This window comes from Pseudomonas sp. GD03842, from assembly GCF_029841165.1.
GTDB lineage: Bacteria > Pseudomonadota > Gammaproteobacteria > Pseudomonadales > Pseudomonadaceae > Aquipseudomonas.
In genome coordinates this window covers 1-15,435 of the sequence record NZ_JAOCEA010000008.1, presented here as the reverse complement: position 1 = coordinate 15,435, position 15,435 = coordinate 1, and the positions used below count along the sequence as shown (strand labels likewise).

Genomic DNA, 15,435 nt, shown 5'->3' with positions numbered 1-15,435 from the left:
TGCGATAGGGGAAATGCGCGCCGCCCGGTATGATCGCGCGCCCGATACACCCTGAGTTCACCGTGATGAAACCGACCCTGATCGCCGCTGCAGAAATCGACCGTCTGGAAACCTGGCAGAAGTATTCCAGCCACATGTGCGGAGGCTGCGTATCCAGTTGCTGCACGCTGCCGGTCGAGGCAAAGATCAAGGATCTGATCCGCATCGGCGTGGTCGACGAGTTCGAAATGGGCGACAACCCGAAGAACATCGCCAAGCGCTTGCAGAAGGAAGGCATTATCGAGCGCTTCAACCAGAAGTCGGGGATTTTCACGTTGCAGCGCATGAGCAACGACGATTGCCTCTATTTGGATCGCAAGAGCCGCTTGTGCACCATCTACGACAAACGCCCCGACACCTGTCGCAACCACCCGAAAATCGGACCCCGTCCGGGGTACTGCGCCTACAAGCCCAAAGCGCCTGAGCGCCAAGACAGCGGCACATTGCGTACGAACTCTGCGCGCACGCCCCTCAAGTTTTGAAGAGGAGCTTGTAGGAGCGCGCTTGCCCGCGATTGCGGTCTTTCCGGCAGGCATCGGGTATCGGGTGGTTGACACACCGCAATCGCGGCCAAGCGCGCTCCTACAGCGCTGAAAAGCCCTAAACCCTGCACAAACAAAAACGCCCCCGGGCTTTCGACCGGGGGCGTTTTCATTCAGCCTGGGCTAGATCAAGCCTTGGCTTTCTTGGCAGCGCGGGTACGCTCGCCTTCGTCCAGGATCTTCTTGCGCAGACGAATCGACTTCGGCGTCACTTCGCACAGCTCGTCGTCCTGGATGAATTCCAGCGCTTGTTCCAGCGTGTGGCGAACTGGCGGAACCAGAGCGATCACCTCGTCCTTGCCCGAAGCGCGCATGTTGTCGAGCTTCTTGCCTTTGGTCGGGTTAACGCCCAGGTCATTGTCACGGCTGTTCAGACCAATGATCTGACCGTTGTAGATGTCCTGACCGTGCTCGATGAACAGCTTGCCGCGAGCCTGCAGGGTTTCCAGAGAGTAAGTCAGCGCCTTGCCGGTCTCGACCGAAACCAGAACACCGTTCTGACGGCCCGAGACGTCGCCCGACTTCATGGTGTCGTAACGATCGAAGATCGAGGTCAGGATGCCCGCACCGGAAGTCAGGGTCAGGAACTGGTTACGGAAACCGATCAGACCACGGGCTGGAATGTTGTACTCCAGACGTACACGGCCCTTGCCATCCGGCGCCATGTTGGTCAGGTCGCCTTTACGCAGACCCATTTCTTCCATGACCTTGCCCTGAGCTTCTTCAGGGATGTCGATGGTGACGTTTTCGAAAGGCTCCTGCTTCACGCCATCCTTGACGCGGATGATCACTTCCGGACGGCCAACGGCCATTTCGAAGCCTTCGCGACGCATGGTTTCGATCAGAACCGACAGGTGCAGCTCACCACGGCCAGAAACCTTGAACTTGTCAGCCGAGTCGCCTTCTTCAACGCGCAGCGCAACGTTGTACAGCAGCTCTTTGTCCAGACGCTCCTTGATGTTACGGGAGGTCACGAACTTGCCTTCTTTACCGCAGAACGGCGAGTCGTTGACCTGGAAGGTCATGGAAACGGTCGGCTCATCAACGGTCAGAGGCTTCATCGCCTCGATGGTGTTCGGGTCGCAGAGGGTGTCGGAGATGAACAGTTCTTCGAAGCCGCTGATGCAGACGATGTCGCCCGCGGTGGCTTCTTCGACGTCCACGCGGTGCAGACCGTGGTGGCCCATCAGTTTCAGGATACGGCCGTTGCGCTTCTTGCCATCGACGTCGATAGCGACAACCGGAGTGTTTGGCTTGACGCGACCGCGAGCGATACGGCCAACACCGATGACGCCCAGGAAGCTGTTGTAGTCCAGCGCAGAGATCTGCATCTGGAAAGGACCGTCGACGTCAACGGTCGGAGCCGGGACGTTATCGACGATCGACTGGTACAGCGGGGTCATGTCTTCGGCCATGTCGGTGTGGTCCAGACCGGCGATGCCGTTCAGGGCCGAGGCGTAGACGACTTTGAAGTCCAACTGTTCGTCGGTGGCACCCAGGTTGTCGAACAGGTCGAAGATCTGGTCCAGAACCCAGTCAGGACGCGCGCCCGGACGGTCAACCTTGTTGATGACGACGATTGGCTTCAGACCGGCTTCGAATGCCTTCTTGGTCACGAAACGGGTTTGCGGCATCGGGCCGTCTTGAGCGTCGACCAGCAGCAGTACGGAGTCGACCATCGACATCACACGCTCAACTTCGCCACCGAAGTCGGCGTGGCCTGGGGTGTCGACGATGTTGATGCGGTAGTCGTTCCAGCGAATCGCGGTGTTCTTCGCCAGAATGGTAATGCCGCGCTCTTTTTCCTGGTCGTTGGAGTCCATCACGCGCTCGTCGTTGAGCTCGTTACGCTCAAGAGTGCCGGACTGACGCAGGAGCTTGTCGACGAGGGTAGTTTTACCGTGGTCAACGTGAGCAATGATGGCGATGTTACGTAGATTTTCGATCACTTGTGTATCTCGATCAGAGGATTCGGTGAGCTGACTGATTGTAGTCAGCTATGAAGACAGAAACCGGCGCAAGCCGTTACGGCTGACGACTGGTGTCGGGGGGCCGGTGACGCAGGCCACAGGCAAACAGCCCCGGGCACTTAGCTCGGTCGATAAACGCGCACATTGGCATGCCCCTCACTGAGCAGATGATGAGCATGCAGGCGACTCATGACGCCTTTGTCGCAATACAGCAGGTACTGGCGCGTAGGGTCCAGTTCCTTGAAGCGGCTGTTCACTGCGAAGAACGGCAGTGCCTGCACTTCGATGCCCGACAGTTCCAGCGGGCTGTCCTCGGCTTCGTCGGGATGACGAATGTCGATGATCACTTGCCCCGCCAGCGCCTGGCTGACTTCCTCGACCTGTACGTCCTGGCCAAGCTCTTCGATCACTCGATCGATAGGCATCAGGCGCGCATTCTCGATCGCGCGATCCAGTACGGCCATGTCGAACGCTTTTTCTTCATGCTCGACGCGATAGCGCTTGGCTGCGGTTTTCGGATTGACCGAAATCACGCCGCAGTACTCAGGCATGTGCCGGGCAAAATCCCCGGAACCGATCGCGTCGGCTTCGTCGATGATGTCCTGCTTGTGGCTGGCGATGAGCGGACGCAAGACCAGCTTTTCCGTGACGCAGTCGATGACCGAAAGGTTCGGCAGCGTCTGGCTCGACACCTGGGAAATCGCCTCGCCGGTGACCAGCGCATCGATCTCGAGGCGGTCGGCCATTCGGCTCGCTGCGCGCAACATCATACGCTTCAATACGACACCCATATGACTGTCGTCGACTTTCCCGAGAATTTCTCCCAGCACTTCCTCGAACGGCACACTGATGAACAGCACACGCTGAGAGCTGGCGTACTTTTTCCAGAGGAAATGGGCCACTTCCATCACGCCCAATTCATGCGCACGACCACCCAGGTTGAAGAAGCAGAAATGGCTCATCATCCCGCGCCGGATGATGTGGTAGGCAGCCACGGTCGAGTCGAAGCCGCCGGACATCAGCACCAACGTCTGTTCCAGCGAACCCAGTGGATAACCGCCGATGCTGTCATGTTGGCTGTGAATGACGAACAGGCGCTGATCGCGAATCTCGATCCGCACCTCGACTTCGGGCGCCTTCAGCGAAATGCCCGCTGCACCGCACTCGCGGCGCAGTTTGCTACCCACGTAGCGCTCGACATCCATCGAGCTGAAATCATGGTGGCCGCCACGCTTGCAGCGCACCGAGAAAATCTTGCCGGGCAACGCATGGCCGAAGTGCAGTTTGCACTTTTCGTAAATGTCGTCCATGTCGCCCAGCGGGTATTCGTCGATCTGCAGAAAATGTGTGATCCCCGGCATGCAACTGAGGCGCTGGGTCATCTCGTGCAGCACTTTCGTATCCTCGACCTTCGTTTCGACCTCCAGGTTGTCCCACACGCCATCGACCACCAGTGCCGGGTCCAGATCGCGGAGCACGGTACGGATGTTCTTGGCCAGCTGTTTGATGAAGCGCTTGCGCACAGGCCGGCTTTTGATGGTGATTTCTGGAAAAACTTTGACGATTAGTTTCATGAAAACAGCGCGCGAGGTGCCGGTCGAAAAAGGGGGGCGCGGATTATAGCGGAAATTGCTCAAGGTTTAACCAGTTATCGTACGCCCGATCATCAGCGCACCAAAAATGCACTGTATACAATTATCAAGCACCATAAAGGTGCGCCCATTTTCAGAAATGCGACGTTTTGCGCCGCAAAAACGGGTGTTTCGAGCGAGAAACCCAACACGGGGCACTGGCATGCAAATTGCTCCCTTGTGAGGCAGGTTGCCTTGGCCGACTATCGCGCCCGGCATCACCCAAATTGAAGGGCCAACAACTACCCAGCCCTATTCCACCCGGAGGACAGCATGTCGAAGTCGGTTCAACTCATCAAAGATCATGACGTTAAGTGGATTGATCTGCGCTTCACGGACACCAAAGGCAAGCAGCAGCACGTCACCATGCCAGCGCGCGATGCACTGGACGACGACTTCTTCGAAGTCGGCAAGATGTTCGACGGTTCGTCCATCTCCGGCTGGAAAGGCATCGAAGCCTCCGACATGATCCTGCTGCCGGACGACGAAACCGCCGTTCTGGACCCGTTCACCGAAGAGCCGACCCTGATTTTGGTGTGCGACATCATCGAACCTTCGACCATGCAAGGTTACGACCGCGACCCACGCGCCATCGCTCACCGCGCTGAGGAATACCTGAAGTCCACCGGGATCGGTGACACCGTATTCGTCGGCCCTGAGCCAGAATTCTTCATTTTCGATTCGGTACAGTTCAAATCCGACATCTCCGGTTCCATGTTCAAGATCTTCTCCGAACAGGGTTCGTGGATGACTGACCAGGAAGTCGAAGGCGGCAACAAAGGTCACCGTCCAGGCGTCAAAGGCGGTTACTTCCCGGTTCCACCGGTCGACCACGACCACGAAATCCGTACTGCCATGTGCAACGCACTGGAAGAAATGGGCCTGACCGTCGAAGTTCACCACCACGAAGTGGCGACTGCCGGCCAGAACGAAATCGGCGTCAAGTTCAACACCCTGGTGAAGAAAGCCGACGAAACCCAGACCCTGAAGTACGTGGTGCACAACGTCGCCGACGCCTACGGCCGTACCGCCACCTTCATGCCTAAGCCTCTGTACGGCGATAACGGTTCGGGCATGCACGTTCACATGTCCATCTCCAAGGATGGCAAGAACACCTTCGCAGGCGAAGGCTATGCCGGCCTGTCCGATACCGCTCTGTACTTCATCGGCGGCATCATCAAGCACGGTAAGGCGCTGAACGGCTTCACCAACCCGTCGACCAACTCCTACAAGCGTCTGGTCCCAGGTTTCGAAGCACCGGTGATGCTGGCCTACTCGGCGCGCAACCGTTCCGCCTCTATCCGCATTCCGTACGTCTCCAGCCCTAAAGGCCGTCGTATCGAAGCACGCTTCCCAGACCCGGCTGCCAACCCATACCTGGCTTTCTCGGCGCTGCTGATGGCTGGCCTGGACGGTATCCAGAACAAGATCCACCCAGGCGATGCCGCTGACAAGAACCTGTACGACCTGCCGCCAGAAGAAGCAGCAGAGATCCCACAAGTTTGCGGCAGCCTGAAAGAAGCCCTGGAAGAGCTGGACAAGGGCCGTGCCTTCCTGACCAAAGGCGGCGTATTCAGCGACGATTTCATCGACGCTTACATCGCTCTGAAGTCGGAAGAAGAAATCAAGGTCCGCACCTTCGTTCACCCACTGGAATACGACCTGTACTACAGCGTCTGATTCTGCGGCGGTTCGATAAGAGGCCTCCTTCGGGAGGCCTTTTTTGTGCCCGTCATTTAAGGCGCGTCTTGACGGCGGGTATAGCATGAGCGTGTCGAACTCATAGGTGAGTGGTACATGTTTATCGTTTTTTCCGACCGTATTTCGTGAATACTGTCCCACCTTCTTTCCTGCCTGGATGCCGTTATGACTGGCCCACTCTCAAGAATGCCAGCCTCCCCCTGGCTGATGCTTTTCGCCGCAGCCCTGACCACCGGTTGCGCCACCCCATCGGCGGCCTCCGCCCCTCCCGCACTTCGCCCGCTGATCGAGGCGATGAATCAGCGCCTCGACATCGCGACCGATGTCGCGCGAAGCAAGTTCTACAGCGGCAAGCCGGTGCAGGACACCGAGCGCGAGCAACAGGTGATCGCCAATGCGCAGGGGCAGGCGACCCGTTATGGGCTGGAAAAAGATGACGTGCGTCGTTTCATGACGGCCCAGATCGACGCCAACAAGATGGTCCAATACGCACGGCTGGAACACTGGCATACCACTCAACCCCCCGAGACTCCAGGTGAAAGCCTGACCGCGGGCATTCGCACGCGGCTCGACGCGCTGCAGCCGGTCATGATGCAGAAATACGCAGCGTTCCAGACGTTCCGCCATGACAAGGCATGCCGAGACTGGGTGCAGGTCGAGATCCAGCGCCAGACGACCGATCCGATCGCGGTCACCGCGCTGCAGCGGGCGTCCGACAGCCTATGCCTGCCGGCGGATGACCGCTGATCCCGAGAACTGCCCGAGCACACCAACCGTGATGTTGGTTTTGCTCTATGCTGGCCCCAATGTCTGACGCTATGGAAATAGCGCAGGTCTTGCTGGACGTTTTTCCGATCGTGGTCATGGAGTGTTCATGCGTCAAAGCCTCGCCTTAGTGCTGCTGTTGCTTGCGCTTCCCGCTGTCGCGCAGATTTACAAATATACCGACGCCAACGGCAACACCGCCTATAGCAATCAACCACCCGATGGCACCAAGGCTGAAGCGGTCAACCTGCCACCGCTCAACAGCGTCGATACCGTTGCGCCAGCACCTCCCCCACCAGGTCCAGCACCTGCTCAGAACCAGCAAGCGGCCGCGACATACCAGGTGCTTGAATTGACAGACCTGCCTGACGGAGAAGCCTTGCGCGCCAACAACGGCTCATTCACCGTTGGCGTCGCCATACAGCCGCGCCTACAGCCCGGTCACATGTTGCAATTGATGATTGACGGCAGACCTTATGGGCCGCCCAGCAATATCCCGCGCTTCCAGGTTCTGGAGCAGGACCGGGGCGAGCACAGTCTTTCGGTGCAGGTGTTACAGGGCTCCGAGATCGTCCAGCAGAGCCAGACCGTCAACCTGACCGTGCAGCGCGTTCATGTCGGCAAGCCTTGAAGTGAGCTGGGCACGCGTCGCGCTGCTATGTCTGTTGATAACGCTGACTCAAACGGCCGTTGCCGACGTCTACACCTACATCGATGCCGAAGGAAACCGGGTATTCACCGATCAGCCGCACAAGAACGCGAAGAAGGTGCCGATCGCCCCAAGTAACGAAATCCGGTCGACGCCGAAGAAGCCGTCGCAGACGTCCAGCACCCGGCCAAAGCCTGGTCCGCTCTTCCATTACCAGTTGGTCCGTATCCTGGCGCCGGAGCCGGACAGTACCCTTCGGGATATGCAGGGCAATCTGATCGTGACCGTCACCAACGACCCGGCGCTGCAACCCGGCCATACCTACCGCCTGCTGCTGGATAACCAGGTCTATGCAGAAGGTGGTCGCAGTCCGGTGTTTCCAATGACCAACATCGACCGGGGGACCCATCAACTGTCGATTGAAATCGTCGACGAATTCGGTCGTGTAGCCGAGCGCACCCCCAACCAACCCTTTCACCTGATGCGTATCTCCCTGGCGCAAAAGCGCCTCGCCCAACCCTGCAAAGTCGACGATTACGGCGTACGTCCCGAATGCCCCCTCAAAGACAAACCTCCTGAAGAAAGCAGCATCCTGCCTTTCTTCAGATAATCGGCGCCATTTCAACTAAGCTCCAAAACAGTGCACAACCTGAACGAGCCGAGCGTTCGAAAGCCCATTTTGGTTCACGACCAAGGACGCGCTGCGCCCTTATTGCGCTGACGGTGCAAAAAAAGTCCGAAATGCGTCATCGGGCGCTTCTTTTCGGAGCCTTGGTTTGGTTTTTGCAATCTCATGAGCCAAGCACCGTATCAGCGGCTATCCACGCTGGCGAAGACCAAACAGAGCCTGCACGTTTGGGCCCCTTCCCGTGCAATGTGCCAAAAGAGGTCAACGAAATTCATGACGATCAGCGATACGTTGCACCGATTGCTACTCGACAACCTGACCACTGCCACGATTCTGCTCAACGCGGACCTTCGCCTGGAATACATGAATCCAGCGGCTGAGATGCTGCTGGCAATCAGCGGTCAGCGCAGCCATGGACAATTCATCAGTGAATTGTTCACCGAATCCGCCGAAGCCCTCAGCTCGCTTCGTCAGGCGGTCGAACAGGCGCATCCGTTCACCAAGCGTGAGGCGATGCTGACCGCGTTGACCGGCCAGACGTTGACGGTCGATTATGCCGTCACGCCTATCCTGGCACCGGGGCAGACCATGCTGCTGCTGGAAGTCCACCCGCGTGACCGTCTGCTGCGCATCACCAAGGAAGAGGCCCAACTCTCCAAGCAGGAAACCACCAAAATGCTGGTGCGTGGCCTGGCGCACGAAATAAAGAACCCGCTGGGCGGCATTCGTGGCGCCGCGCAGCTGCTTGCCAGAGAGTTGCCGGAAGAAAGCCTCAAGGATTACACCAACGTCATCATTGAAGAGGCCGACCGCCTGCGCAATCTGGTGGACCGCATGCTCGGCTCCAACAAGCTGCCGTCACTGGCGATGACCAACGTTCACGAAGTGCTGGAGCGCGTCTGCAGTCTGGTAGAGGCGGAAAGCCAGGGCTGCATCACCTTGGTGCGCGACTACGACCCGAGTATCCCGGACGTATTGATCGACCGCGACCAGATGGTCCAGGCAGTACTTAACATTGTGCGCAACGCCATGCAGGCGATCAGCGGCCAAAATGAACTGCGCCTGGGGCGCATCAGTCTGCGTACCCGTGCCATGCGCCAATTCACGATTGGTCATGTGCGCCACCGATTGGTGAGCAAGATCGAAATCATCGACAACGGTCCCGGCATACCGCCGGAGCTTCAGGAAACCATTTTTTACCCCATGGTCAGCGGCCGCCCGGATGGCACCGGGCTGGGCCTTGCCATCACCCAGAACATCATCAGTCAGCACCAGGGGCTGATCGAGTGTGAAAGCCATCCCGGCCACACCACCTTCTCGATCTTCCTGCCGCTGGAACAAGGAGCAGCTTCGACATGAGCCGTAGTGAAACTGTCTGGATCGTCGACGACGACCGTTCCATCCGCTGGGTATTGGAAAAGGCCTTGCAACAAGAAGGCATGACCACTCAGAGCTTCGACAGCGCTGACGGTGTGATGAGCCGCTTGGCGCGTCAGCAGCCAGACGTGATCATTTCCGATATTCGCATGCCCGGCGCCAGCGGCCTGGACCTGTTGGCGCGAATCCGCGAGCTGCATCCGCGGCTGCCGGTCATCATCATGACGGCCCATTCCGATCTGGACAGTGCCGTGGCGTCCTATCAAGGCGGTGCCTTCGAGTATCTGCCCAAGCCGTTCGACGTCGATGAAGCGGTTTCGCTGGTCAAACGAGCCAATCAACATGCTCAGGAACAGCAAGGGATGGACGTTGCGCCAGCCCTGACCCGCACGCCCGAGATCATCGGTGAAGCGCCAGCGATGCAGGAAGTGTTTCGCGCCATCGGGCGTTTGAGTCACTCCAACATCACCGTGTTGATCAACGGCGAGTCAGGCACGGGTAAAGAACTGGTGGCCCATGCTCTGCATCGTCACAGCCCACGCTCAGCCTCGCCGTTCATTGCGCTGAACATGGCGGCAATCCCCAAGGACTTGATGGAGTCCGAGCTGTTCGGTCATGAAAAAGGGGCGTTCACGGGCGCCGCCAACTTGCGCCGAGGCCGTTTCGAACAGGCTGACGGCGGAACGCTGTTCCTTGACGAAATCGGCGACATGCCGGCCGATACGCAGACACGCCTGCTGCGCGTGCTGGCCGATGGCGAATTTTATCGCGTGGGCGGCCATGTGCCGGTCAAGGTGGACGTTCGAATCATCGCCGCCACCCACCAGAATCTGGAAACCCTGGTCCAGGCGGGCAAGTTCCGTGAAGACTTGTTCCATCGCCTGAACGTCATCCGTATCCACATTCCACGCCTGTCGGACCGCCGCGAAGACATCCCGACCCTGGCCAAGCATTTCCTCAGTCGCGCCGCGCAGGAACTGGCGGTCGAGCCGAAGTTGCTCAAAGCCGAGACCGAGGAATACCTCAAACACTTGCCTTGGCCGGGCAACGTACGTCAGTTGGAAAACACCTGCCGCTGGATCACCGTCATGGCGTCCGGTCGCGAAGTGCACATCAGCGACCTCCCGCCAGAGTTGCTGAGCCTGCCGCAGGACGCTGCACCGGTGACCAATTGGGAGCAGGCACTGCGTCAGTGGGCCGACCAGGCACTGGCCCGTGGTCAGTCCAGCCTGCTCGACAGCGCCGTACCGACGTTCGAACGCATCATGATCGAAACCGCCCTGAAGCACACCGCAGGCCGCCGTCGCGACGCCGCCGTGCTGCTGGGGTGGGGCCGCAACACCTTGACCCGCAAGATCAAGGAGTTGGGCATGAAGATCGATGGTGGGGAGGATGATGAGGGGGATGAGGGTTAATTCCCCTGGCAGGCGCGTCGCTCTGTAGGAGCGCGCTTGCCCGCGACCGAGGTGTGTCAGACACCTACATACTGCCTGATACACCGCAGTCGCGGGCAAGCGCGCTCCTACAAAAGTAATCGCATCACTCAGCCGACGACGGCTTTTCCCACAGGTTAATCCCGCCTTCCACCGCAAACCGGTCGATCTCGACCAGCTCCTCCTGGCTGAACGCGAGATTGTCCAGCGCAGCGACGTTTTCGATAATCTGCTCAGGACGGCTGGCCCCGATCAGCGCCGACGTCACCCGCGGATCTCGCAGCGTCCAAGCCAAGGCCATTTGCGCCAGGCTCTGACCGCGACGTTTGGCTATCTCGTTCAGCGCCCTGACGTGCTCGATGTTCTTTTCTGAAAGGTGCGAGGCTTGCAGCGAGCCACCTCCAGGGCGATTGACCCGCGCGTCTTTCGGAATGCCGTTGAGGTATTTGTCGGAAAGCAGGCCCTGAGCAAGCGCCGTGAAGGCAATCACGCCCGCGCCCAACTCATCGGTGGTCTCTAGCAGATCCTTCTCCACCCAACGGTTGAGCAGGTTGTACGCGGGCTGATGAATCAGCAGTGGCACTTTCCATTCTTTGAGCAAGCCGGCGATCTCTCGGGTCTTGGCGCCGGAATAGGACGAAATGCCGATATACAGCGCCTTGCCCTGCTGCACCGCAGTGGCGAGCGCGCCTGCCGTCTCTTCCAGAGGCGTGTCCGGGTCGAAGCGATGGGAATAGAAGATGTCGACGTAATCCAGTCCCATTCGCTGCAGACTCTGATCGAGACTGGCCAGCACATATTTGCGTGAACCGCCGCCTTGACCATAAGGACCGGGCCACATGTCCCAGCCGGCCTTGGTGGAAATGATCAGTTCGTCGCGGTATTGCCTGAAGTCCTCTCGCAGCAGGCGGCCGAAGTTGACCTCGGCGCTGCCGTAAGGCGGCCCGTAGTTATTGGCGAGGTCGAAGTGGTTGATCCCCAGGTCGAACGCGGTTCGGAGCATCGCACGCTGGGTGTCCATCGGGGTGCTGTCACCGAAGTTGTGCCACAGCCCCATCGACAGTGCAGGCAGCACCAGGCCGCTGCGGCCTACCCGGCGATAAGGGACGCGTTCGTAGCGATTTTCGGCAGCGATGTAGGTCATTCAATCCTCTCTTCTTTCGGAAGTGGCAGGTGAGCGATAAGGCGAGCCAATGGATAAGCGATAAAACGAGTATATTCAGCCCTTACAACCGCCGAAAAATGCTTTATTCCTCTCGCTGGTATCGGGTTCTGATATGGATATGCGTCAGCTCAATGCGTTCATCGCCGTGTTCGAGGAACGCAACATCACCTCCGCCGCACAGCGCCTGTACCAGCCAGCCAACCCTGTCGGTAACGATCCGCCAGTTGGAGGAGGCACTCGGCACGACGCTGTTCGAGCGCTTGCCCCGAGGCGTTGAAGTCACGGACGATGCCCGCACACTTTATCCACAAGCGCGCCGATTGCTGGCGGAAGCTCAGGCATTGACGCATCAGTTCCGTCAACGCAATGACCGATTGGCGCTGGAAATTGGCGTGGAAAACGAAATCGCTGCCCGTCATCTGGAAGCCTTTCTCGTCATGGCCTACAGAGCGGTCCCGAATCTGCTGTTGACGCTGCAGGAGGGTTGCAGCGGCGATGCACGTCTGTCAGTGGAGGAAGACTGCTGCGAAGACGAACTGTTTTTGCCATTGTGGGAAGAGCCATTCGTACTGGCGCTTCCAGTGACTCATCCGCTGGCCGATCACCCTCATCTGGACGAGGCGCAATTGAGCAACGTGCCGTGGATCACCTGCCCATCGCACCCCTCTCATCAACGCTTGATGGAGGTGTACAACCGCAACTCGGGCTCGGTGGCGGCCACCGCTGGGTCCCTGACGCTGGCATTGCGGTTGGTCGCCGCCGGTGCAGGGTTGGCAATGCTGCCAGAGTCGATGGTCAGCCACCAACCCGGCGTGATCACACGAACGGCCCGCGCGCCCAGCCTCATACGCCGGGTGGGTTTGTGCTACGCGGCACAGGCGCTCGATACGCCTGCGCTGCGGCTGCTGCACACCCATCTGCAAGCGCCCCATGCCTTGGATGCGCCGGCATTGCAAGGACAGCAGGCCGCGTTCGCCAAAGCAAGCTCAATCACAAAGGCTGACGCCCAGGCGCAGACGTTGCGCTGACTGCCTGATCCATTTCGTGAGAGCCGGCCGGTCAACGCACCAGATGCAAGAACTGCATGTGCCGCTCGTATTGGTCGAGGATGTCGTTGATCACTTGCTCCTTGGTGTAGCCCACCAGGTCGTAATCCTGGCTGCCCTCGCTCAAATGCACCTCTGCTCGGTAATACCGGCGATTGTTGAGTTGCTTGGAGCCCATTCCGGCACGCGCGAACGACGGCGTGAAGTAACCGCGCATCGCAACCTGATAGATGAACGGCCGCTCTTCACCGTGGCCGATTTCCAACCCTACCGTGTGGCTCGCCGGATCAGGCTGGGTAACGACGCTCAGGCCCTTCTCCTGAAAAACCGCCGTGACGTCTTCGATGGCTGGTCGCACCGTTTGATCGAGAAAACGATAGACCTCGTCACGGGAGGGGAAATGCACCGCCTGGCTGAGGCGTTGACGCCAGCCTCCACGCCGGGCACCGGAGACTGGCGCCAAGGAATAAAGCTGAGCGATTTGCCGCTGCGACTCCATGTAAAACGCCTTGTGCAGCCCCCACATCATCGTCAGCAAAATCAGCGAGAACGGCAGCGAAGTGAGTACGACCGCTGACTTCAAGGCATCGATACTGCCCGAAAACAGCAAGCCGCTGGTAATGAGTGCCGTCATCACGCCCCAGAAAACACGCAACCACTTGGGCCCATCTTCATCAGCGCTACCGCCTTTGGCTGAGAGGGTTGAAAGTACGACGGTGCCCGAGTCTGCCGAGGTGACAAAGAAAACGAAGCTGATGAACACCGTGACGGCAATGACGGTTTTGCTCCACGGGTAATTCTGCAGCATCAGGTAGAGGGTCGTGGAAGGGTCCTCGATGGCAGACACCCCAAGTGCCGCCATGCCATGGTTGAGCACCAGATCAAGCGCGCTGTTACCGAAAATCGACATCCAGGCCAAGGTGAAGCCCAGCGGGATCAGCAAGACACCGAAAACGAACTCGCGGATGGTTCGGCCACGGGAAATGCGGGCGATGAACAGCCCGACGAACGGCGACCACGCGATCCACCAGGCCCAATAAAACACGGTCCACCCACCCAGCCAGTCACTTGGGCCGTTGTAGGCGTACACGTCAAAGCTCTTGACCGGCAATGCGCCGAGGTAATCGCCGACGTTCTGCACCAAGGTATTGAGCAGGTATTGAGTCGGCCCTGCAAACAAGACGAACAGCAGCAGCGCGCAAGCGAGCAGCATGTTGATGTCCGACATGACCCGCACGCCCTTATCGACCCCAGCCACCGCAACGATTATCGCGGCGCCCATCATCAGCGTGATCAGCCCGACCTGAACCCAATGGGTGTGGGCCACGCCGAACAGGTAATCCAAGCCGGAATTGAGGTGCAGTACGCCGAAACCCATGTCGGCACCCAGGCCGAAAACGGTGGCGATGATGCCGAATCCGTCAACGGCATAGCCGATGGGCCCGTTGATCCGCTTGCCGATCAGCGGGTAGAGGGCCGAACGCAGCGCCAGCGGCAGGTTGTGACGATAAGCGAAATAGGCGAGCGCCATGCCAACGAAGGCGAAAACGCCCCAGCCGTGCAGGCCCCAGTGCAGAAACAGCAGCTGCATCGCTTGCCGCGCCGACTCGGTCGTGCCTCCTTCGCCCTGCGGAGGTTGCAGCATGTGGGTCAGGGGTTCGGAGACGCAGAAGAAGAACAGCGTGATGCTGATACCCGCCGCGAACAGCATCCCGGCCCAGGACAGGTAACTGAACTCGGGTTGGTCGTGATCGGCACCGAGCTTGATCTTCCCGTAGCCGGACAGCGCGGTGACCACCACGAACAGCAAGTAAAGCGTCATCGCCAGCATGTAGTACCAGCCAACGGTGTTGGCGGCCCAGTTCTGCGCGGCAAGGAGCCACTGGCCTGCTGCGTCCGGATAACGGATGACGATCAGTCCGAACAGCAGGATGAAACTGGCAGCGAAGTAGAAAACAGGCCCATTCATGCGGACCGACGCGCTGGTTTGCGCGCTCGACGCACTCATGAATCTGTCCTCAGCGTAACGAGTGAAACGTTCATGCAGAGCAAATACGGCAAGGGTAGGCCTCCTGGTCTGAAGGGCAGCGAACCACCGGTTTAACTTGATTGAACGTTCAATTAAAACATGAAAAGGGAGCTGAGGACCAATTTGGGAGACCGAACGGGCCCACACCGAAGGCTGGACTGTAGGAGCGCGCTTGCCCGCGACAGCGTTGTGTCAGGCAACAGATTTATCGTAGATACACCTCAATCGCGGGCAAGCGCGCTCCTACGGGGTGCAATGGCGGGGTTATTTTTGCGCCGTCACCCTGTTGCAGATGGGCTTGGTTCACAAGGGAGCTGAGGACCCATTGGGGAGGCCGAACGGGCCCACACCGAAGGCTGGACTGTAGGAGCGCGCTTGCCCGCGACAGCGTTGTGTCAGGCAACAGATACCGCAGATACACCGCAATCGCGGGCAAGCGCGCTCCTACAGGGTGCAACGG

Annotated in this window: 11 protein-coding genes and 1 pseudogene; 8 read left to right on the top strand and 4 right to left on the bottom strand. The window is 59.0% G+C overall.

From position 1 onward, the window contains the following. Window positions 1-65: 65 nt before the first annotated feature. Window positions 66-521 (top strand): YkgJ family cysteine cluster protein, encoded by a 456-nt coding sequence (locus N5D61_RS12900; RefSeq protein WP_108237801.1) that lies wholly within the window; start codon window positions 66-68, stop codon window positions 519-521. Window positions 522-709: 188 nt separating this feature from the next. Here the strand turns inward: N5D61_RS12900 and typA are convergent, their stop codons facing one another. After that, a complete protein-coding gene (gene typA, locus N5D61_RS12895; protein ID WP_108237634.1) occupies window positions 710-2,530 on the bottom strand; it encodes a translational GTPase TypA in 1,821 nt (606 codons plus the stop codon). 140 nt (window positions 2,531-2,670) lie between these two features. Further along, on the bottom strand, window positions 2,671-4,125 hold the full coding sequence (gene thiI, locus N5D61_RS12890; RefSeq protein ID WP_279893109.1) for a tRNA uracil 4-sulfurtransferase ThiI: 1,455 nt from the start codon (window positions 4,123-4,125) through the stop codon (window positions 2,671-2,673). A 330-nt stretch (window positions 4,126-4,455) separates the two neighbouring features. Here thiI and glnA point away from each other — a divergent pair, with 330 nt between their 5' ends. From glnA to ntrC, 6 genes are all read left to right on the top strand, one after another. Beyond that, window positions 4,456-5,862 (top strand): glutamate--ammonia ligase, encoded by a 1,407-nt coding sequence (gene glnA / locus N5D61_RS12885; RefSeq protein WP_108237632.1) that lies wholly within the window; start codon window positions 4,456-4,458, stop codon window positions 5,860-5,862. A gap of 207 nt (window positions 5,863-6,069) precedes the next feature. After that, window positions 6,070-6,630: a chorismate mutase gene (locus N5D61_RS12880; protein ID WP_279893107.1), complete on the top strand. Its 561-nt coding sequence runs from the start codon at window positions 6,070-6,072 to the stop codon at window positions 6,628-6,630. A 127-nt stretch (window positions 6,631-6,757) separates the two neighbouring features. Continuing rightward, window positions 6,758-7,279: a DUF4124 domain-containing protein gene (locus N5D61_RS12875; RefSeq protein ID WP_279893105.1), complete on the top strand. Its 522-nt coding sequence runs from the start codon at window positions 6,758-6,760 to the stop codon at window positions 7,277-7,279. Then, window positions 7,263-7,907: a DUF4124 domain-containing protein gene (locus tag N5D61_RS12870; RefSeq protein ID WP_279893103.1), complete on the top strand. Its 645-nt coding sequence runs from the start codon at window positions 7,263-7,265 to the stop codon at window positions 7,905-7,907. Before N5D61_RS12875 ends, N5D61_RS12870 begins: the two co-directional genes overlap by 17 nt. Before the next feature lie 291 nt (window positions 7,908-8,198). Then, window positions 8,199-9,284, top strand: a complete 1,086-nt coding sequence (gene glnL, locus N5D61_RS12865; RefSeq protein WP_108237628.1) for a nitrogen regulation protein NR(II) — start codon at window positions 8,199-8,201, stop codon at window positions 9,282-9,284. Further along, window positions 9,281-10,717 carry a nitrogen regulation protein NR(I) gene (ntrC, locus tag N5D61_RS12860; RefSeq protein ID WP_108237627.1) on the top strand — a complete coding sequence of 479 codons (1,437 nt, stop codon included), beginning with the start codon at window positions 9,281-9,283 and terminating at the stop codon, window positions 10,715-10,717. The genes glnL and ntrC overlap by 4 nt, the downstream gene beginning before the upstream one ends. A gap of 124 nt (window positions 10,718-10,841) precedes the next feature. Here the strand turns inward: ntrC and mgrA are convergent, their stop codons facing one another. Continuing rightward, window positions 10,842-11,879: an L-glyceraldehyde 3-phosphate reductase gene (gene mgrA / locus N5D61_RS12855; RefSeq protein WP_108237626.1), complete on the bottom strand. Its 1,038-nt coding sequence runs from the start codon at window positions 11,877-11,879 to the stop codon at window positions 10,842-10,844. Window positions 11,880-12,012: 133 nt separating this feature from the next. Here mgrA and N5D61_RS12850 point away from each other — a divergent pair. After that, window positions 12,013-12,928 (top strand): annotated as a pseudogene (locus N5D61_RS12850) (LysR family transcriptional regulator). Between the two features lie 31 nt (window positions 12,929-12,959). On the opposite strand, the gene betT reads toward N5D61_RS12850, so the two are convergent. Further along, the gene (gene betT, locus N5D61_RS12845) at window positions 12,960-14,954 is read right to left on the bottom strand and encodes a choline transporter BetT (protein ID WP_279893099.1); all 1,995 of its coding nucleotides are present in this window, start codon (window positions 14,952-14,954) and stop codon (window positions 12,960-12,962) included. Between the last annotated feature and the right edge of the window lie 481 nt (window positions 14,955-15,435).